Consider the following 20,209-nt stretch of genomic DNA (forward strand, 5'->3'; position numbering starts at 1 on the left):
CCCCGGTGGGCCGTATCTTTGTAAACCGCCCCCTAGGCGGCTTAATTCGCTGATGGCACTAGATTATTTATCCCTCCTCAATGGCTCACAGGCGGCCGCGGTGATGCAAACCGAAGGCCCGTGCATGATTATCGCGGGTGCCGGCTCGGGCAAAACCCGGGTGCTCACCTACCGCATCGCCAACTTGCTCGAAAAGGGCGTCGACCCGTTTAACATCCTCGCCCTCACTTTCACCAACAAGGCCGCCAAGGAGATGCGCGCCCGCGTGGAGAAGGTGGTGGGCCCCGCCGCCCGCAACCTCTGGATGGGCACCTTTCACTCGGTGTTCGCCAAAATCCTGCGCTCCGAAGCCGACAAAATCGGCTACCCGCGCAGCTTCACCATCTACGACACGCAGGATTCCAAAACCCTGATTGGCCAGATTGTGAAAGAACTGGAGCTCGACGACAAGCTCTACAAGCCAAGCCTGGTGCTGGGCCGCATCTCGGCCGCCAAGAACAAGCTGATTTCGGTCAATCAATACCTGCACGACCCCAACATCAAGGCCGACGACGAAGCCGCGCTCCGGCCCAAAATCGGGGTGCTCTACCAGCAGTACCAGCAGCGCTGCTTCAAGGCCGGCGCCATGGACTTCGACGACCTGCTGTTCAACACCAACGTGCTGTTTAAGGAGCACGCCGATATTCTGAATAAGTACCAGAATATGTTCCGGTTTGTGATGGTGGACGAGTACCAGGACACCAACTACTCGCAGTACCTCATCACGCGCAAGCTGGCGGCCAAAGAGCGGAATATCTGCGTGGTGGGCGATGACGCGCAGAGTATTTACGCCTTCCGCGGCGCCGATATCACCAACATTCTCAATTTTGAGAAGGACTACCCGGAATTGCAGGTATTTAAATTGGAGCAGAATTACCGCTCCACGAAAAATATCGTGTGGGCCGCCAATTCGGTGATTAAAAACAATCAAGCGCAGCTGCGCAAGGACGTTTTCTCGGAGAACGAAGACGGGACGCTGATTGAAGTCATCAAAGCCGCCTCCGACAACGAAGAAGGTAAATTGGTGGCAAACTCCATCTTCGAGGACAAGATGAACGGGCATTTGTCGTACGACAATTTTGCCATTCTTTACCGCACCAACGCGCAGAGCCGCGCGATGGAAGAAGCCCTGCGGAAGCTAAACATCAAGTACAAGATTGTTGGCGGCCTGAGCTTTTACCAACGCAAGGAAATCAAGGACCTGGTGGCTTACCTGCGCCTGACGGTGAACCAGAACGACGAGCAGGCGCTGCGCCGGGTCATCAACTACCCCAAGCGCGGCATCGGCGACACCACCATCAGCAAGCTGATTACAACGGCCGAGGAAGCCAACCACACGCTCTGGGAAGTGGTGGCGAATGCCGACCAGTTCATGCCCGCCCGCGTGGCCAACCCGGTGGTGGGCTTTGCTGAGAAAATCAAGAGCTACATCGTAGTAGCTGGCAAAGAGGACGCTTTTGAAGCGGCCAAGTTCATTGCCAAAAACTCCGGCATGCTGGAAGAGTTGTACGCCGACAAGAGCATTGAAGGCCTCTCCCGCTACGAAAACATGCAGGAGCTGCTCAACGGCATCAAGGAGTACGTGGACGACCCCGAGCGCGAGGACAAGAGCCTGGCGGCTTTCCTGCAGGACATTGCCCTCGTCACCGATTCCGACGTGAAAGACGCCCAGCAGGACGGCGAAGCCGTGACGCTGATGACCATTCACTCGGCCAAGGGCCTGGAATTCCGCAACGTGTACATCGTGGGCATGGAGGAAAACCTCTTTCCCAGCCAGATGATGATTACCTCGCGGGCCGACCTCGAAGAAGAGCGCCGCCTGTTTTACGTGGCCATCACGCGGGCCGAGAAGAAGCTGACGTTGAGCTACGCCACTTCGCGCTACCAGTGGGGCAACCTGCGCAGCTGCGAGAAAAGCCGCTTTCTGGACGAAATCGACCCGCAGTACGTCAACTTCAAGTTTTCGGCCGGGCCGGGCGAAGCTTCGCCCTTTCAGCACGTATTTGAGCGTCGCTCGAACCTCATTCCGACCGCTCCCCGTAAAGTGCAGGCCACGAAGTACGTGGCCCCGGCTGATTTTACGCCATCGGACACGTCCAAACTCCAAACCGGTCAGCGCGTGGAGCACGCCAAGTTCGGGTTTGGCGTGGTGAGCCAGCTCGAAACCCAGCAAGGCACCACCAAAGCCACTATTCAATTTGAGGAAGTGGGCGAAAAGGTGCTGCTGCTGAGCTTTGCCAAGCTGCGGGTGCACTAGCGCTTGTTGGGTTGCTCGTCGGGCCGGGCACGGCCAATGCCCGACGGGCCAGTACCTCCGCCATGCACGCACACGCCTTATCTTTGGCCTGAGCCCTGCCCCTGGCGGCCTCCCCTCTTGTTTTTTATGACCGATATCAATTCTTTGCCCTTCCACCTGCAGCTGCTGGTGCGCGAATACGGGCACAGCACCTACCAGCTCATTCAGGGCCTGGCTCAGATTGAAGACGTGGCCGAGCGCACCAAGCGCGCCGGGCAAATTGTGCAGCTCATGCTGCGCCTGCAGCCCGCGCTGCGCGAGTTGCCGGAAGTGCAAACCCGCCTCTGGAACCACCTGCACGCCATGGCGGGCGAAGAAGTGACGCTGGAAGCGCCCGTGCCCCTGCGCAGCCTCACGGTGCGCACCGAGAAGCCCGCCCGCGTACCCTACCCCCGCACATTGCCCAAGCTGCGGGCCTACGGCGCCGGCATTGAAGCCCTGATTGCCAAGGCCCTCACCATCGAGGACGCCACCGAGCGCGAGCAGGCCACCGTGCAGATTGGCCGCACCATGAAGTTCCTGTACCGCCAGCACAACAAGGAAAACGCCAAGGACGTGACCATTCTGCGGCATTTGAGCGAGCTATCGGGCGGGCAACTGCGCCTCGACCCGGCCGTGGTGGACGCCGAGAATCTGTTTGAAATGCCGGTGGGCCGCACGCCGGCTTTCATTGTGCCGCAGCCCTCGCAGCAGCGCGACCGGCGCGAGGGCCGCGACAACCGCGGCAACGGCTTTGGGGGCAAGAATGGCAAAAAACGGAAGAAAGGCCGCAGCCAGGAGCCGCAGCAGCCGCCCCAATAACTTTTTTGAACGTCATGTCGAGCGCAGCCGAGACATCTCGCGTGCAGCAGTAAATCATTCCCTTGGATTTACGCCCACAAGCGAGATGTCTCGGCTGCGCTCGACATGACGTTCTGTATTACCCCAGAACACCAAATACCCTATTCCATGGCTGCATTTGAAGTACGCGGCGGCAAAAAGCTGCGCGGCGAAATCACGCCCCAGGGCGCCAAGAACGAAGCCCTCCAGATTCTCTGCGCGGTACTGCTCACTCCTGAGCCCGTCACCATCAGCAACATCCCCGACATCCGCGACGTCAACAAGCTCATCGAGCTGCTGCGCGACATGGGCGTGAAAGTGGGCAAGCTGGCCACCGACACCTACGTGTTTCAGGCCGAAAACGTGAACCTGGACTATCTGGACACGCCGGAGTTTGTGGCCCAGGCTGGCGCGCTGCGCGGCTCCGTCATGATTCTGGGTCCCATGCTGGGGCGCTACGGCCGCTGCCAGCTGCCCAAGCCGGGCGGCGACAAAATCGGCCGCCGGCCCATGGACACCCACTTTCTGGGCCTCGAAAAGCTGGGCGGCAAGCTCACCCTCGAAGGCAAAGACTTCTACCGCATCAAGGTAGATGGCAAGCTGACCGGCACGCACATGCTGCTCGACGAAGCCTCCGTGACCGGCACTGCCAACATCCTGATGGCGGCCGTGCTGGCTGAGGGCATCACCACCATCTACAACGCCGCCTGCGAACCCTACCTGCAGCAGCTGTGCCGCATGCTGGTGCGCATGGGTGCCAAGATTCAGGGCATTGGCTCCAACCTGCTCACCATTGAAGGCGTGGAAAGCCTGGGTGGCACCGAGCACCGCATGCTCCCCGACATGATTGAAATCGGCTCCTTCATCGGCCTGGCCGCCATGACGGGTTCGGAAATCACCATCAAAGACTGCCAGATTCCGGAGTTGGGCCTGATTCCCGACACGTTCCGCAAGCTGGGCATTCAGCTCGAATTCCGGGGCGACGACATTCACATCCCGGCCCAGGAACACTACGAAATCGCCACCTACCTCGACGGCTCCATCCTCACGGTGTCGGACCACACGTGGCCGGGCTTCACGCCCGATTTGCTGAGCATTGTGCTGGTGGTGGCCTGCCAGGCCAAGGGCACGGTGCTCATTCACCAGAAGATGTTTGAGTCGCGGTTGTTTTTCGTGGATAAGCTCATCGACATGGGCGCCCAGATTATTCTCTGCGACCCGCACCGCGCCACCGTCATCGGGCTCGACCAGCAAAAGCAGCTGCACGGCATCACCATGACTTCGCCCGACATCCGGGCCGGGGTGGCCCTGCTCATCGCCGCACTGTCGGCCGAAGGCAAGAGCACCATCCTCAACGTGGAGCAGATTGACCGCGGCTACCAGTTCATCGACCAACGCCTGAACGCGCTGGGCGCCGAAATTCGCCGGGTGTAATTACTTGCTCGTCAATCAGTATCAGGTTGCATCAAAAAAGCCCGCCATTCACATGGCGGGCTTTTTTGATGTCCGTGGGTTACCCCCACGGGGCTGGCAGGATAAAGGGACAGCTGCGCCGCTGGTTGTTTTCACTTTCAGCTTTCCCCAAAAATTTCCGATGAAATACCTGATTTTTCCGGCCCTCATAGGGCTCGGACTGGCGGGGTGCAGCCAATCCGCCAAGGAACAAGCCGCCACGCCCGACTCGCAAACCGCTACCGTGGCCCCTTCGGCCAACACCGCGCCTCTCAGGGCGATGACCGATACGGCCGAGCTAGCAACGGGCCCCGACCCATCCGTTGCTACGGCCGCCAGCGCTGCTCGCCTCGTGGTGTACGAAGGCAAGCTGGACCTGGCCGTGGATGATTTTGAAACGGCCAGCCCTCGCATCGACAGCCTGCTGGAAGAGCACGGCGCCTACCTGGCCACCGCCCACGAAACCCGCACCGACGGCCAAATCCGGCAGGTGATGACCATCAAAGTGCCGCCAACCAGATTTGTGCGGCTGGTAGCCGCCTTGGGCAAGCTGGGCCACGTCGAAAACAAAGACGTGACGTCGGCCGACGTCACGGCCGATATATTGGCGGCCACCACGGCCCTCGCCAACCAGCAAACGGCCCAAACCAAATACCAGCAACTGCTGGCCAAAACGACGAACGCGGCCGAAGTGAAGCGCTTGGTGGCGGCGCAGCACCGAGCGCAAGCCGACGTGGCCGACGCGCGAACCCGCTTGCAGCAGTTTGGCGCGCAAGGCCGGTGGGCCACGCTCACGCTGCACGTGCGGCAGTTGCTGCCTTCCGCGGTGCCCAGCGCGCCGGTGCCGGCTTTTGCGCCGCAGTTCCGGGAGGCGTTCGGCCAAGGGTGGTCGGTGGTGATGAGCTTTTTGGTGCTGCTCACCAATTTATGGCCCCTGCTGCTGGTGGCAGGCGTGGTGACGGGGGGCGTTCGGTGGTGGCGCTTGCGGCACCAGACGCCGGCGTGACCAGCCGTGCGGAGGACTCGCAGTCGCAGAAACAGTTTCTTGCTTGACGGCTATATTAAATTTTGTTCGTGGTGCGTTGGTCCGAAAGGCGCGCGGCTACTGGTCCGGTTTTCACCACTTGCTGAAAAAACATGAACTACACCTTTGGGATTACCCTCGGGCTGGCCGCCTGGTTGTGCGGCTGCAGCCACGCGCAAAAAGAGCCCGGCGACGCGGTTGCTGACTCCGTTCAGGCAAACGTGATGATGGCACCATCTCTGGACGCCGCTAGCCCCGACCAGCGGAGCGAGAGCGCCACCGCCGACGTGCAAGCGCCCCCAGTGCCCACCGCGGCCGTTGTTCCGGCCCGCCTGCTCATCTACCACGCCGATTTGCGCTTGAAGGTGGTCAGCCTGCCCCGCGCCAGTGCCAGCCTCGACAGCTTGGTGCGGCGCACCGGCGGCTACCTCAGCGCCGCCACCGAGGCCCGCACCGACGGCGAGTGGCGGCAGGCCATGACCATCCGGGTGGCGCCGTCGCGCTTTCAGGCCCTGATGGCAGCCCTCGGTGGCCTGGGCACGGTGGAAGAAAAGAAGCTCACCACCGACGACGTCACGGCCCAGCACGCCGACGTGGCGGCCCGCCTCGCCACCAAGCGCGCCGTCGAGAAGCGGTACGTCGACCTGCTGAGCCGCGCCCGTAAAATCAGCGAAATCCTGGAGATTGAAGGCAAGATTGGCGAAGTGCGCGAAGAAATCGAAAGCACCGAGAGCCGCCTCAAAACGCTCAACGACGAAGTGGCTTATTCCACCATTTCGCTCATTTGCTACCAACCGTTGGTGCAGCCGGTGCACGACGCGCCAGTGGTGTCGTTTGCCAGCCGTTTGGTCGATTCTTTCTATTCCGGCTGGACTTTGCTCACGAGCTTGCTCATCGGGCTCGTCAGCATCTGGCCGCTGCTGGTGGTGGCAGCGCTGTCTTGGCTGGCGGTGCGGCGCTGGCGCCGCCGTCTGGCCTGAAGCTAGCGGACCAGTCATAAAAAAGCCCCGACCGCGGTTGCAGTCGGGGCTTTTCAATTGCAATGGTGCGCGTCGCTAGTCGACCACCAAGTCAACCAGGGCATTCACCACCGACAGCGCCAAGCTGAATATCAGCGCATTCAAAAAGCCGTGCACGTCGAAGCTCGTCATGAGGAAATCTGCCAGCTTCACGATGATGACGTTGATGACCAGCAGGAACAGGCCCAGCGTGAGCACGGTAATGGGAAAGCCCAGGATTTTGAGAATGGGCTTGACCACGGCGTTGAGCACGCCCAGCACCAGCACCAGGATGATGGCGCTGCCAAAACCGCCCAGGGCCACGCCCGGCAGCACCATGCTCAGGCCATACACCAGCCCAGCCGTGAGCACAATTTTGAGAATAAAACCCAGCATAAAAACGTCGGTTGAGGTGAAAGAAGCTTACTCGGCGGCCACGCCCTTGGCCGCCAGTTTGCCCTGAGATACGGCCATCCAGTTGCAAAGTTGGTAGAGCAAGCGCGCCCCCACGATGGCGTTCCACTCGGTGTCGCCGGGGGCTACTTCGTTGAGGTCGCACCCGATGATTTGGATGCCCTCGCGCACGATGGCGCGCAGCAGGTAAGTGGCTTCCTCATACTCCAGGCCGCCGGGCACGGGCGTGCCGGTGCCGGGGCACAGCTTGGGGTCCAGCCCGTCGATATCAAAGCTGATGTATACCTTTTTGGGCAGTTGGGCGATGATTTTGCCGCACACTTTCTTCCAGGACTTCTTGGCAAACTTCTCGTCGCTCAGAAAGCGCTGCCCAAACAAGGCCACGCGGCCGTTTGACGTCTCAATGAGTTCGGCCTCCTGCTGGCAGTAGTCGCGGATGCCCACCTGCACCAGCTTTTTCACTTGCGGCAGCTCCAGCGCGTTGTACATTATGCTGGCGTGCGAGTACTTAAAACCTTCGTAAGCCGGGCGCAAGTCGCAGTGCGCGTCAAACTGCAGAATGGCAAACTCCTCGTGGCGCTCGGCCAGCGCGTGCAGGTAGCCCAGGGGCGTGCTGTGGTCGCCGCCCAGCACCACCACGCTCTTGCCAGCGTCGAGCAGGGCGCCGGTTTTGTCCTTGAGCCAGTTCAGCATTTTTTCGCCTTCCACCGTCACCTGGCCGGGCACGCCGCCGTGCTTTTTCAGGCCCTCTTCGGGCTCGCCGGCTTCTATCCATTCGATGTAGTCGGCGGCCTTGGGGCGCAGCTGGCGGCTCGCGGCGGCAATGGCTTCGTCTTCCGCCTCCATGGCCAGGCCCAGCTTCCAGGCCTCGGGCAGGTCGGGGTCGTAGAGGTCAACCTGCAGGGAAGCCTCGTGGATGGCGGCGGGGCCTTCGGCGGTGCCGGCGCGGTAGCTCACCGTTACTTCCCACGGCACGGGCACCACCACCACCCGGGCCTCTTCCGGGGTGAAAGGCAAGCCAAACAGCCCGCCGGCCACGTCGCCGGGTGCGTTGGGGTCGAAAGAAGCTATTTTTTGGGCCAAGGCCGCGTCGTTTTTAGACATGAGAAAAGGGCTGAATTGGTTTGATTGAGATTGGGGCGTGCAATACGCCAAAGCAGAACGTCATGCTGAGCCTGCCGAAGCAGCTCTACCACGCAAGTACCTACATACTGCTGCGGTAGAGCTGCTTCGGCAAGCTCAGCATGACGTTCACATGCAAAAAAGGCGCTACTCTACTTTACGCCGACATCTGGCTGCCCAGGAAATCGTAGCTGCGAATGATTTCGAGAATTTTGGCAAACGTCACGCGGTCAAAAAACAACATGAGCGGCAATTCCACCATGTTGTCTTTATCAGAAAACTGCGTGATAACCGAAAAAATCAGCGGCTGCAGCTGTTGCTGGGGCAGGAGGTTCTGCATCATGTCGGCAATGTCGCCGCGCGGCGCCGTGGGCGGCGCGCCATAGATATTGGCTTTCAGAATATTGGCCAATTGCGTGACCAAGGCCCCGGTAATGATGTTGCTGATTTCGAGCAGCAGCGACTCCTGCAGCTCATTGACTTCCAGCGCTTCGGGCGCGTTCATCCGCAGGCACACCCGCGACAGGCGCTGAATGTGCTGCCCCGAGAAAAACATGAGCGTGGTGCCGTTGAAGTCGCCGCGAATGTCGGACTGAATGGCTACGTGCCGCGACTGGTACTCACGCACTTTGCGCATGATGTCCTCGCTCATCAGCAGGTCGATGTTGGGCACTTCCAACAACACGCGCTCCTGGGCAATGACGGCGAACGAATCGGCGGCGCGCGCCAAGCCGATGTTCAAAATCTCGCGGATTATATCTCGCTCTAAATCTGTCATCGATAAATCCATAGCGTCGAAGAAAGGGAAAGTGCAGCAGCGAGGACTGAAGGTGAAAAAAGGAAAACTTAGGGGCGTTTGTTCAGGAACAACCGGGTCAGGGCGGGCACGTCCAGCACCAGGCACACCTGCCCGCTGCCCAGCAGGGTAACTCCCCCAAACAGGTCGATGGTGTCCAGCGGCTTGCTCAGGGGTTTAATGACAATGTTTTGCTGCCGGATAAACCGGTCAACCACCAAGCCCAGCCGGCGGTTATTGTAATTGACCACCAGCACCTGCTGGGGGCCCACGATGTCGTCGCGCGTGGCCAGGGGCAGGGGTCCGTCGCCTTCGTCGTACAGCAGCTGGCGCAGGGGCACCAGCGGCACCGACTGCTCCTGGAAATGCGTAACCATCACGCCGCCCACCACCGAAATCTGGCCGGGGTGCAGCGACAGCACCGTGTCGGTGTGCAGCAGGGGCACGGCATAGGGCCGCTCCTCCACTTCCACCAGCAACGCGCCTTTCACGGCAATGGACGTGGGCAGCACCAGCGTGAACGTGGTGCCCACGCCCAACTGCGATTCCACGCGGAGCTGGCCGCCCAGCGAATCGAGGGCCAGCTTTACCACGTCGAGGCCCACGCCGCGGCCCGAGATGTCGGTCACCTGCTGCGCCATCGAAAAGCCCGGCTCAAACAGAAAGGCCCATACGGCCTGCTCGCTCAGGCCGGCCGCTGCGCTGGCCGTGGTCAGGCCACGCTCCACGGCCTTGCGCCGCACCGATTCGGTGTCGATGCCGCGGCCGTCGTCGCGCACCTGAATGAGCACGTCGTCGCGTTCAGTCAGGGCCGAAAGCGTGAGCCGGCCCACGGGCGGCTTGCCGGCTTTGGCGCGCTGCTCTTTGGTTTCGAGGCCATGGCTGACGGCGTTGCGCACAAGGTGCAGCAACGCGTCGGTGATGATTTGCAGAATATTGCGGTCAATCTGCACATCCTGCCCGCTCAGGATGAGCTCTACTTCCTTGTCTTCGGCCGAGGCCACATCGCGCACTACACGAGGAAACTTGTTAAGTAGCACGCCCACACCTACCAGGCGGGCGTCCATCACGCTGTACTGCAGGTCGTCGGAAATGCGGAACAGGTGCTGGGCCGTGGCCAGCAGGGCGGGATTGTCGAGTTCCTGCGCCAGGGTCATTATCCGGTCGCGGTCAATCACCAGTTCGCCCACCAGGTTGAGCAGGTTGTCGAGCTTCTTCACCTGGATGTACACCAGGTCAGACAACTCCATTTTTTTGTTGGATTCCTCTTCGGTTTCAGCCGCTTCGGTTTCGTCGAGGATGGGCTCTTCGCCGCGCACCAGCCGGTCGAGGTTTTCGAGCAAGGCGGTGGCATCGGGCAAGGGCTGGTTGGCGCCCACGGCCCGAATCATGTTGCCCAAAGCATCTACGCCGGCAAACACTACCCGAATGAGCGACCCGCTGAACTTCCGTTCCTGGTCCCGGATGAGGCCGAACAGCGTTTCCAAGTGGTGGGCCACTTCTCCCAGGTCATTGAAGCCCATGGCCCGGGCGTTGGCCTTGAGGTTGTGCATGAGCCGGAAAAGCTCATTGAGCGCCGGGCCCGCGTTGGGGTTGCGTTCGAGCTCGCTCAGGTGTCGGCTCATGGAGTCGTAGTACTCCAGAGCCTCCGCCATAAACATCTCCCGGTATTCTTGGTCGCGCGTTTTCATAGGCCGTCGGTCAATGAAATGGCCTGCGCACACTGCGCCACGCGCAACCCTGCCCCACCCTTTCGGGTGAGTTGCGGCGATGCGACGAGGCAGAAGAAGAGCACCTTAGGCAGCCTGTTCCGGAGAGTCGCTTTTCAGCGCCGCCCCCACAATTTCCAACACTTTCTCTTCCGAGAACGGCTTCACGATGTAGGCGAGGGCGCCGTTCTCGATGGCTTCGTTCACGATAACTTCTTGGCCCACGGCGCTGCACATCACCACCTTGGCCGAAGGCTGCGACTGACGCAGGCTCTTGAGCACGTCGAGCCCGGTGTTATCGGGCAAAATCACGTCGAGGGTGATTAAATCGGGGGTAGTGGCGGTGGCCATTTCCAGGGCTTGCGCGCCATTGGCGGCTTCGCCCACCACCTCGTACCCGGCATCGGTGAGCATGTTTTTGAGCATCGTGCGCATGTAAAAAGAGTCGTCGACGATGAGGATGCGCTTATTCATGGAGTTGGGTGACATGGAAATGTAACGGGGAAACGGCCGAGGCTACATAGCCCGGCCCGGCGTTGTACGGCTCAGCGGCTACGAAGATGCCGCTTTGCCAGGCAATCGCATCACCTCGCTGGGCGTGAGCAGCTTGCGCATGTCCAACACGATAATGATGCCGCCCTCCGGCAGCTTGGCGATGCCCTCGAGGTATTTGTCGCGGGTGTTGGCGTCCTGCACAAACTCTGGCGCGGGCTCTATCTGGCTCAGTGGCAACGTGAACGGGCGCGGCACTTCGCGCACCATCAGTCCGAGCGTGTAGTCGGCGGCCTCCACCGCCACCGTATAGCTGCGCTCGGGAATGGGACGGCCAGCCGGCCGTAGCCGAAACCGCTCTTCCAGGTCCAGAATGGCGATGATATCGCCCCGCAGGTTGGCAATGCCTTTGATGAAAGGCGGCGTTTTGGGCATTCGAGCCACTTCCGGAGTCACGGTGACTTCCTTCACTTGCTCGATGCGGATGCCGTAATCCTCGTCGCCAAGCCGAAACACGATGAGTTGGACCAGCTCAGCGGGTTTGGCGCGTTCGGGTTTGGGTACGGCGGCTAATTCAATCTCGGCCATGCGGAAAACAATAAAAAGCTAGGCAGTGGATTGACGATTATTTCTTGGCTTTGGCCTTAGGAGCGTTTTTTTTGGCTGCGCCGTTGCCGTTGTCCTGACCGTTTCTGGGCTGCTCGGGGGCGGGCTTAGCTGCTGCCCGTGCCTCACGCCGCGCAACGGAAGCCTGGTTTGGGTTGTTGGCGGGGGCGGCAGGTGCTTCGGCCCGTGCCGGACGCGCCGACCGCCGCGCTGCCGGCGCGGCAGTTTGGGCTTCTGCCTCGTGGCGGGGCATCCGGCGGGCTATACCGTTCTGACGGCCGTTGCTGGCGGTCGGTGCCTCCTGCTCGACTTGCTGGCCACGGCGGCGAGGCGCCATGCCATTTTGCGGCTCGGCGGCGTACGTGGTTTCGCGGGTGCGGTAGCTGTCGCGGGCAATGGGGCGGCGCACGGGCTGGGGCTCGGGTTCCGGCTCGTAGGTGTAAGAGCTGAGCTGGAAGGTTTCGAGGCCGGCCTGCAGGTCGTCGGCAATGTCGGTGAGGCGCTGCGAGCTGGTGGTCAGCTCCTGCATGGCCGTCGAGAGTTGCTTGGCGGTGCCAGCCACCTGTTGGGTGCCGGTGGCGGTTTGCTCGGCAATGGCTACTACTTCTTCCACGTACTTCACCACGTCGCCAATCGAGGTTTTCTGCACCTCGGTAGCCGTGAGAATGTCGCGCGAGGTGCGGAGCGTTTCGCCGGAGCTAGTGGCAATGTTCTTAAAGGCCGAGCTGGCTTCGAACGTGGCGTTCTTGCCCTTGAGCACTCGGTTTTCCATGGTCGAAATAGCGGTGGCGGCCGAAGACGTGTCTTTTTTCACGTCTTCTACCAGCGTGGCAATTTCGTTGGCCGACTTGCGGGAGCCTTCGGCCAGCTTGCGGATTTCCTCGGCTACAACGGCGAAACCACGGCCGGCTTCCCCAGCGCGGGCAGCTTCGATGGCGGCGTTCAGGGCCAGCAGGTTGGTTTGCGAGGCGATGTCGGTAATCACGCCCAGCGACTTGCTGATTTCCCCCGAGCGGGTGCTCAGTACTTCAATGGTGCGCGAGGTTTGCGAAGCGGCGCTGGATATTTCTTCCATGTTTTTCACCACCTCGGCCACCGTTTTCAGACCGAGCTGCGAGGTTTGCTCACCGAGGATAGCCGATTTGTTCACCACGTCGGCCTTGTTGGCCGTTTCCTTGGTGGCCTGCATGATTTCCTCAATCAGCTTAAAGGCCTGGTCGGTTTTCAAAGCTTGGTTCTGAGCGCCTTCGGCCATTTGCTGCATGGCCAGGGCCACATCGACGGTTACGCGGCTCATTTCCTGACCTTTGCCGGCCATTTCTTCCGAAGAAGTACCCACAATCTGCGACGAATCGTTGATTTCGCCGAGCAGCTCGTTCAGGTTTTCCACGGCGAGGTTAAGCGCGTTGGCCATGGCGAGGATGTCGCCGGTGGTGGGCACTTCCACGCGCTGGGTCAGGTCGCCTTCCGAGATGGCGCGCACCACGCGGCTCACTTCGAGCACCGGCGAGGCGATGCTTTCGATGAGCTGGTTGAGCGTGTCCACCAGTTCTTTCCAGGAGCCCGACACGCCGCCTACGGTGGCGCGTTCGGTCAGCTTGCCTTCCACCCCGGCTACTTTGGCCACGCGGCTTACTTCCGAGGCCAGACGGTTCAGGTCATCCACCATGCTGTTGATGGTGTCGGCCAGGTCGGCTACTTCGCCTTTGGCTTGCAGCGTCAGCTTCTGGGTCAAGTCGCCTTTCGATACGGCGGTTACTACTTTCACCAGGCCCCGCACCTGCGTGGTGAGGTTGGAGGCCATGTAGTTTACGTTGTCAGTGAGTTCCTTCCACACGCCGGCCACGCCGGGTACGGAGGCCTGACCGCCCAGCTTGCCTTCGGGGCCCACTTCCTGCGCCACGCGGGTTACCTCGCCGGCGAAGATGTTGAGCGAGTCCACCATTCGGTTCAGGTTGTCCTTCAGGTCGAGCAGCTCGCCGTTGACGTTTACCGATACCTTCTGGCTCAAGTCGCCGCGCGATACGGCGGTGGCTACGTTAGCAATGTCCCGCACCTGCGAGGTCAGGTTGCTGGCCATCGTGTTTACGTTGTCCGTCAGGTCTTTCCAGGTACCGCGCACGTTGGGCACTTTAGCCTGGCCGCCAAGCTTGCCTTCGGTGCCCACTTCGCGGGCCACGCGGGTTACTTCGTCGCCGAAGGTGTTGAGCGAGTCCACCATTTCGTTGAGGTTCTCCTTCAACTGGAGAAGCTCGCCGCGCACATTTACCGTGATTTTCTGGCTCAAGTCGCCTTTTGCTACGGCGGTGGCCACGTTGGCAATGTCCCGCATCTGCGAGGTCAGGTTCGAGGCCATCGTATTCACGTTGTCCGTCAAATCCTTCCAGGTGCCCGATACCTTCGGCACGTTGGCTTGGCCGCCGAGGATACCTTCGGTGCCCACTTCGCGGGCCACGCGGGTTACTTCGCCGGCGAAGATGTTGAGCGAGTCCACCATCTGGTTCAGGTTGTCCTTCAGGTCCAGCAGCTCGCCTTTTACGTCTACAGTAATCTTCTGCGAAAGGTCACCTTTCGATACGGCGGTGGCCACGTTGGCAATGTCCCGCACCTGTGAGGTCAGGTTCGAGGCCATCGTGTTTACGTTGTCCGTCAGCTCCTTCCAGGTGCCGCCTACGCGGGGCACCACGGCCTGGCCGCCGAGTTTACCTTCGGTGCCCACTTCCCGGGCCACGCGGGTTACTTCGTCACCGAAGATGTTGAGCGAGTCCACCATCTGGTTGAGGATGTTCTTCAGCTCCAGGATTTCACCCTTTACGTTCACCGTCATCTTCTGGCTCAAGTCGCCGCGGGCTACGGCGGTTGCCACGTTGGCAATGTCACGTACCTGCGAGGTCAAGGCCGCAGCCATGTCGTTTACGTTGTCGGTGAGGGCTTTCCACACACCAGCCACGTTTGGCACGCTGGCCTGGCCGCCGAGCTTTCCTTCGGTGCCTACTTCCTGGGCCACACGGGTTACCTCGCCGGCAAACAGGTTAAGCGACGCCACCATCTGGTTTAGGTTCTGCTTGAGCTGCAAGAACTCGCCTTTTACATCGACGGTAACCGTCTGGGTCAAGTCGCCTTTGGCTACGGCCGTGGCTACGTTGGCAATGTCCCGCACCTGGCTGGTCAGGTTACTAGCCATGTAGTTTACGTTGTCGGTCAGGTCCTTCCATACGCCGGCCACGTTCGGAACCACGGCCTGGCCACCAAGGCGGCCTTCCGTGCCCACTTCCTGGGCCACGCGGGTCACTTCGCCGGCGAACAGGTTCAGCGAGTCCACCATCTGGTTCAGGTTCTGCTTCAGTTGGAGCAGCTCGCCTTTCACGTCTACCGTTACCTTCTGGCTCAGGTCGCCTTTGGCTACGGCCGTAGCTACGTTGGCAATGTCTCGCACTTGGCTGGTCAGGTTACCAGCCATGTTGTTTACGTTGTCCGTCAGGTCTTTCCACACACCGGCCACGTTCGGCACGGAGGCCTGGCCGCCGAGCTTTCCTTCGGTACCCACTTCCTGGGCCACGCGGGTTACCTCGCCGGCAAACAGGTTCAGCGAGTCCACCATCTGGTTCAGGTTCTGCTTCAGCTGCAGGAACTCACCCTTTACGTCTACCGTGATTTTCTGCGAGAGGTCTCCTTTAGCTACTGCGGTGGCTACGTTGGCAATGTCCCGCACCTGCACGGTGAGGTTCGAGGCCATGTTGTTCACGTTGTCAGTCAGGTCTTTCCAGATACCGCCTACGTTTGGTACCGAGGCCTGGCCACCGAGTTTGCCTTCGGTGCCTACTTCCTGCGCCACGCGGGTTACTTCGCCGGCGAAGATGTTTAGGTTGTCAATCGTTTTGTTAATGGTTTCGGCCATCAGCTTGAAGTCGCCCGATACCGGAATCTGGAAGCTTTCGTCCAGGTTGCCGCGGCTGATGTTTTTCAATACCTTGCCCACTTCGAGTACCGGCACGGCAATGCTGTCGACGAGGCCGTTGATGTTGTTCACCATGTCGCGCCAAAAACCGGCGGCGCCGTCGGAGGAGGCGCGGGCTTTGAGGTTGCCCTCCACGCCGGCCACTTTTGAGATGCGCGACACTTCGCCGCCCACCCCCGCAATCATGTCCACCATCGAGTTGTACGCCTCCGCGATTTCGGCGAAGATGTCGTCGTTTTGCTTGGTGAGGCGCACCGACACGTCGCCTTTCTTAAAGGCGTCGAGCGCGTAAAGCACCCGGTTCAGCTGGTCGTTGACGTAGCCGGGGTCCTGCGTGTCGATGGAGCCGCGCGAGCCGCCTTTTTTGCGGGTCAGGTCGTTGTTGGTGCGCACCACGTCGAGCGCCGACACCGCGCCGGCGTCCGGCTTCCCGCCGGAGTCAACGTCTGGGGCCTCCACTTCGGGGGTGCGGCGGGGCTTAGCTTGCGGAGACTTGGGGGAAGCCATATAGTATAGGTATCAATCGAAGGAAAGAAGGACAAAACGGGAGGCGAAGTTACGCGTCTTCGGCCGCAATACGCAAAGGCCGGATTCGGCGAAAAATGCAATGAACTCAGGCGGTCGGTTGGGGTGTTGAATCGGTCCGGACGCGGCCAGATTATTGCTAGGTATGCATCGGCCAGGAATATTCCGGCATCTTTGCGGCCAATTTTAACATTTCGCTACGACTGGCCGTTTCAGTTTCCGACTACCCGCACCGGCTTGTCGTTCCCCTTACCCGCCCACATGGTCAAGAATTTAGTTATCGTCGAGTCGCCGGCCAAGGCCAAAACCATTGAAGGCTATCTCGGCCAGGATTTCGTGGTGCGCTCCAGCTACGGCCACGTGCGCGACCTGCCGAAGGACAACAACGCCATCGACATCGCCAACGGATTTAAGCCCACGTACGTGGTGTCGGCCGACAAGCGCGAGCTGATTGCGCAGCTAAAAAAACTTTCCAAAGAGGCCGAAATGGTGTGGTTGGCGAGTGACGATGACCGCGAGGGCGAAGCCATTTCGTGGCACTTGGCCGAAACGCTGAACCTGCCCCTGGCCAAAACCAAGCGCATCGTCTTCCGCGAAATCACCAAAAACGCCATCCTCGGCGCCATTGCCAACCCGCGCGAAGTGAACCAGGACCTGGTGAACGCCCAGCAGGCCCGCCGCGTGCTCGACCGCCTCGTGGGCTTCGAGCTGAGCCCCGTGTTGTGGAAGAAAGTGAAGCCGGGCCTGAGCGCCGGCCGCGTGCAAAGCGTGGCCGTGCGGCTGGTGGTGGAGCGCGAGCGTGAAGTAGCTAGCTTTCTGAGCGCCAGCGCTTACCGCGTGGTGGCCCGCTTCGATGCCGGCCGCGGCGCCGTGCTCGAAGCTGAGCTGCCCACCCGCTACAAGACCCGCGAAGAAGCCGAAGCGTTTTTGGGCCGGTGCGTGGGTGCCAAGTATCAGATTGAAAGCCTCGACAAGAAGCCCGGCAAGCGTAGCCCCGCCGCGCCGTTTACCACGTCGACTTTGCAGCAGGAGGCTTCGCGCAAGCTGGGCTACTCGGTGGCCCAGACCATGAGCGTGGCCCAGAAGCTGTACGAGGCCGGCAAAATCAGCTACATGCGAACCGACTCGGTGAACCTCTCGCAGGAGGCCCAGGCTGGCGCGCAGGCCGCCATCACGGCAGCTTATGGCGCCGAGTACCACCAGCAGCGCAACTTCAAAACCAAGTCGGCCTCGGCCCAGGAGGCCCACGAAGCCATTCGCCCCACCGATTTTGGCGCGGTGAAGGCAGGTTCCGATGCGTCGGAGCAGCGGCTGTACGACCTCATCCGCAAGCGGGCCATGGCTTCGCAGATGGCCGAGGCCGTGATTGAGCGCACCACGGCGGTTATCGGCATCAGCACGCAGCCGGGCACCACGTTTTCGGCCACGGGCGAGGTCATCACCTTCGAGGGCTTTCTGAAAGTGTATGCCGAAAGCAAAGACGACGACGAGGAAGAGGCAGCCCAAGACGGCGAATCGAGCTTCTCGCGCGGGCTGCCGCCGCTGAGCGTGGGCCAGGTGCTGCCGCTACAGCGGCTGAGCGCCACCGAGCGGTTCTCTTCGCCTCCGCCCCGCTACACTGAAGCGTCGCTGGTAAAGAAGCTGGAGGAAATGGGCATCGGCCGGCCTTCAACCTATGCGCCCACCATCAGCACGGTGCAGAAGCGCGGCTACGTGGAAAAAGACACCCGCGAGGGCAAGGAGCGTAAGTTCCACGTGCTGACGCTGGAAGGCATTGAGGTGAAAACCGAAGTAAAAACGGAGAATTACGGCGCCGAAAAAGCCAAGCTGTTTCCGACGGACACGGCCATGGTGGTAAACGACTTTCTGGTGGCGCACTTCCCCACGGTGATTGACTACCAGTTCACGGCCAAAGTCGAGGACGAGTTCGACCAGATTGCCAACGGCCACGAAAACTGGACGCAGATGCTGACCGGCTTCTACGACAAGTTCCACGCCACCGTGGAGGCCGGGCAGGACATTGAGCGCAGCACCGTGAGCGGCGCCCGCGACCTGGGCGTGCACCCCGAAACGGGCGAGAAAATCACGGCCCGTCTGGGCAAATACGGCCCCTACGTGGCCCTGGGCGACGTGTCGGACCCCAACGTGAAGCCGGCCTACGCCAACCTGCGCAAGGGGCAGTTTCTGGAAAGCATCACGCTGGAGGAGGCCCTGGAGCTGTTCAAGCTGCCGCGCGTGGTGGGCGAGTTCGAAGGCAAGGACATGACCGCCAACCTGGGCCGCTTTGGTCCTTATGTGCGCCACGATGGCAAGTTCTACTCCCTCACCAAGGAGCAGGACCCTCACACCATCAACGCCGAGGAAGCCGTGGCCCTGATTGAGGGCAAGCGCAAAGCCGATGCCGAGCGCCTCATCAAGTCCTTCCCCGAAAACCCCGACATTCAGGTGCTGAACGGCCGTTTTGGTCCGTACATCGTGGCGGGCAAGAAAAACGTGAAGATTCCCAAAGGCGAAGACCCGGCCGAGCTGACCCTGGCGCGCTGCGTGGAGTTGGCCGACGCCACCCCCGACAAGCCGGCCAAAGGCGGCCGCTTCGGCAAGAAAGCCGCGCCGGCCAAGGAGGAAAAAGACGCCGACGCCCCGGCCAAGAAAGCCGCTGCCTCCAAAAAGCCCGCCGCGAAGAAAACCGCCGCCAAGAAACCGGCAACCAAGAAACCGGCAACCAAGAAGGCTCCCGCAAAAAAAGCTACGGCGAAGGCAAAATAATTGCTCTATAGCCGCGTTGACATGCTACCGAAAAGCCCGCACGTTGCGGGCTTTTTTGGCTTTCGCGTATGCTGCTTAGTCGTTTGCTGCTGCCCCTGGCACTGCCTTTTCTGCTGATGGAAGCGGGCCCCGCGCCGGCTGAGCGTCCGGTGGGCCTCTCCTACCCGTGGCTTGCCGCACCGGGCGCGGCGTCGCAGTCGCTCGCGGCGCGGTTTCCGGCCCCGGCGGGGTGCCGCCGGGCGCCGGTAGCGGCCGGCTCCTGGGGCGAGTGGCTGCGCTACCTGCCGCTGAAGCCGGCGGGCACGAAAGCGCGCCTCTACACCGGCGCCCTGAAAAACCGGCAGGACGTGGTGGCCGCCGTGCTCGACATCGACGTGGGCGCCAAAGACCTGCAGCAGTGCGCCGATGCCGTGATTCGCCTGCGAGCCGAATACCTGTTCAGCCAAGACCCCAACCGGGTGCACTTCCACCTCACCACGGGTTACGACTTCTGGTTTTCGGACTTCGTGGCCGGCAAAACCTTTCGGGTGGCAAACGAGCAGGTGCTGCCCGCCGCCCGGCCCGCCGAGGCCCCGACGCACGCGGCCCTGGCCCGCTACCTGCTGCCCACCTTTGGCTACGCGGGCACGCTGTCGCTCAGCCGGGAGCTGCGGCCCACGCCCCTGGCGGCCGTGCAGCCCGGCGATGTGCTGATTCACGGCGGGGCGCCGGGCCACGCCGTGCTGGTGGTCGACGTGGCCGAAAACCCGGCCACGCATCAGCGGTACGTGCTGCTGGCCCAGAGCTACATGCCCGCCCAGAGCATTCACCTGCTGCGCAACGTGGACGCCCCTAAGCTGGGCGCCTGGTTTGCCGTGCCGGGGCCGGCGGAGGCCGCGTTTGACACGCCGGAATGGACGTTTGGCTACCGGGAGCTAGGACGCTTCTAACCGGCTTTGTCCTGGGCTGATTGCGTCATCGCGCTTTTCTTACCCAACAATGCACTCTACGCCTGGGATGGCAGACGCAGCGTACTTGATGACAGAGGCTGAACCGCTAAAAACAAGCACATAACACACTGAAAGTCACAGAAAAAATACTTAATAACATAAACATTTACAAAATAATATACTTTATTTATTATCGATTAGCATCACTACCAGATTATATTCTTAAATTCGGAAATTACTATACTTGTCCTACTTCCTCTACTG

General features: G+C 61.0%; 14 protein-coding genes. 7 read left to right on the forward strand and 7 right to left on the reverse strand.

The window, feature by feature from the left end; translation table 11 throughout:
• Window positions 1–52 precede the first annotated feature (52 nt).
• From JAO73_RS12315 to JAO73_RS12335, 5 genes are all read left to right on the forward strand, one after another.
• Window positions 53–2,296, forward strand: a complete 2,244-nt coding sequence (locus tag JAO73_RS12315; protein ID WP_190922146.1) for an ATP-dependent helicase — start codon at window positions 53–55, stop codon at window positions 2,294–2,296.
• Window positions 2,297–2,422: 126 nt separating this feature from the next.
• Window positions 2,423–3,136 (forward strand): DUF4290 domain-containing protein, encoded by a 714-nt coding sequence (locus JAO73_RS12320; RefSeq protein WP_198977337.1) that lies wholly within the window; start codon window positions 2,423–2,425, stop codon window positions 3,134–3,136.
• Between the two features lie 147 nt (window positions 3,137–3,283).
• Window positions 3,284–4,588 carry a UDP-N-acetylglucosamine 1-carboxyvinyltransferase gene (gene murA / locus JAO73_RS12325; protein WP_198977338.1) on the forward strand — a complete coding sequence of 435 codons (1,305 nt, stop codon included), beginning with the start codon at window positions 3,284–3,286 and terminating at the stop codon, window positions 4,586–4,588.
• Window positions 4,589–4,748: 160 nt separating this feature from the next.
• Window positions 4,749–5,612, forward strand: a complete 864-nt coding sequence (locus JAO73_RS12330; RefSeq protein WP_198977339.1) for a DUF4349 domain-containing protein — start codon at window positions 4,749–4,751, stop codon at window positions 5,610–5,612.
• Window positions 5,613–5,743: 131 nt separating this feature from the next.
• Window positions 5,744–6,610: a DUF4349 domain-containing protein gene (locus JAO73_RS12335; RefSeq protein WP_198977340.1), complete on the forward strand. Its 867-nt coding sequence runs from the start codon at window positions 5,744–5,746 to the stop codon at window positions 6,608–6,610.
• 75 nt (window positions 6,611–6,685) lie between these two features.
• Here JAO73_RS12335 and JAO73_RS12340 read toward each other — a convergent pair whose 3' ends face one another.
• The 7 genes from JAO73_RS12340 to JAO73_RS12370 form a co-directional block, all read right to left on the reverse strand.
• Complete coding sequence (locus JAO73_RS12340; protein ID WP_233169182.1) at window positions 6,686–7,024, reverse strand: phage holin family protein; 339 nt, start codon at window positions 7,022–7,024, stop codon at window positions 6,686–6,688.
• A 27-nt stretch (window positions 7,025–7,051) separates the two neighbouring features.
• On the reverse strand, window positions 7,052–8,146 hold the full coding sequence (locus JAO73_RS12345) for an agmatinase family protein (RefSeq protein WP_190922141.1): 1,095 nt from the start codon (window positions 8,144–8,146) through the stop codon (window positions 7,052–7,054).
• Between the two features lie 175 nt (window positions 8,147–8,321).
• Window positions 8,322–8,906: a chemotaxis protein CheC gene (locus JAO73_RS12350; RefSeq protein ID WP_233169183.1), complete on the reverse strand. Its 585-nt coding sequence runs from the start codon at window positions 8,904–8,906 to the stop codon at window positions 8,322–8,324.
• 104 nt (window positions 8,907–9,010) lie between these two features.
• The gene (locus tag JAO73_RS12355; RefSeq protein WP_198977341.1) at window positions 9,011–10,651 is read right to left on the reverse strand and encodes a chemotaxis protein CheA; all 1,641 of its coding nucleotides are present in this window, start codon (window positions 10,649–10,651) and stop codon (window positions 9,011–9,013) included.
• A 105-nt stretch (window positions 10,652–10,756) separates the two neighbouring features.
• The gene (locus tag JAO73_RS12360) at window positions 10,757–11,158 is read right to left on the reverse strand and encodes a response regulator (protein ID WP_223827426.1); all 402 of its coding nucleotides are present in this window, start codon (window positions 11,156–11,158) and stop codon (window positions 10,757–10,759) included.
• A gap of 63 nt (window positions 11,159–11,221) precedes the next feature.
• Complete coding sequence (locus JAO73_RS12365; protein WP_198977342.1) at window positions 11,222–11,749, reverse strand: chemotaxis protein CheW; 528 nt, start codon at window positions 11,747–11,749, stop codon at window positions 11,222–11,224.
• A 37-nt stretch (window positions 11,750–11,786) separates the two neighbouring features.
• Entirely contained in the window at window positions 11,787–16,232 is a 4,446-nt protein-coding gene (locus tag JAO73_RS12370) for a methyl-accepting chemotaxis protein (RefSeq protein WP_233169184.1), read from the reverse strand.
• Between the two features lie 279 nt (window positions 16,233–16,511).
• Here JAO73_RS12370 and topA point away from each other — a divergent pair, with 279 nt between their 5' ends.
• Window positions 16,512–19,016, forward strand: a complete 2,505-nt coding sequence (gene topA, locus JAO73_RS12375; protein ID WP_198977343.1) for a type I DNA topoisomerase — start codon at window positions 16,512–16,514, stop codon at window positions 19,014–19,016.
• A gap of 68 nt (window positions 19,017–19,084) precedes the next feature.
• Complete coding sequence (locus JAO73_RS12380; RefSeq protein WP_198977344.1) at window positions 19,085–19,945, forward strand: DUF4846 domain-containing protein; 861 nt, start codon at window positions 19,085–19,087, stop codon at window positions 19,943–19,945.
• Window positions 19,946–20,209: the final 264 nt, after the last annotated feature.

Source organism: Hymenobacter miniatus (assembly GCF_016427455.1).
In the GTDB taxonomy this organism is placed as follows: domain Bacteria; phylum Bacteroidota; class Bacteroidia; order Cytophagales; family Hymenobacteraceae; genus Hymenobacter; species Hymenobacter armeniacus.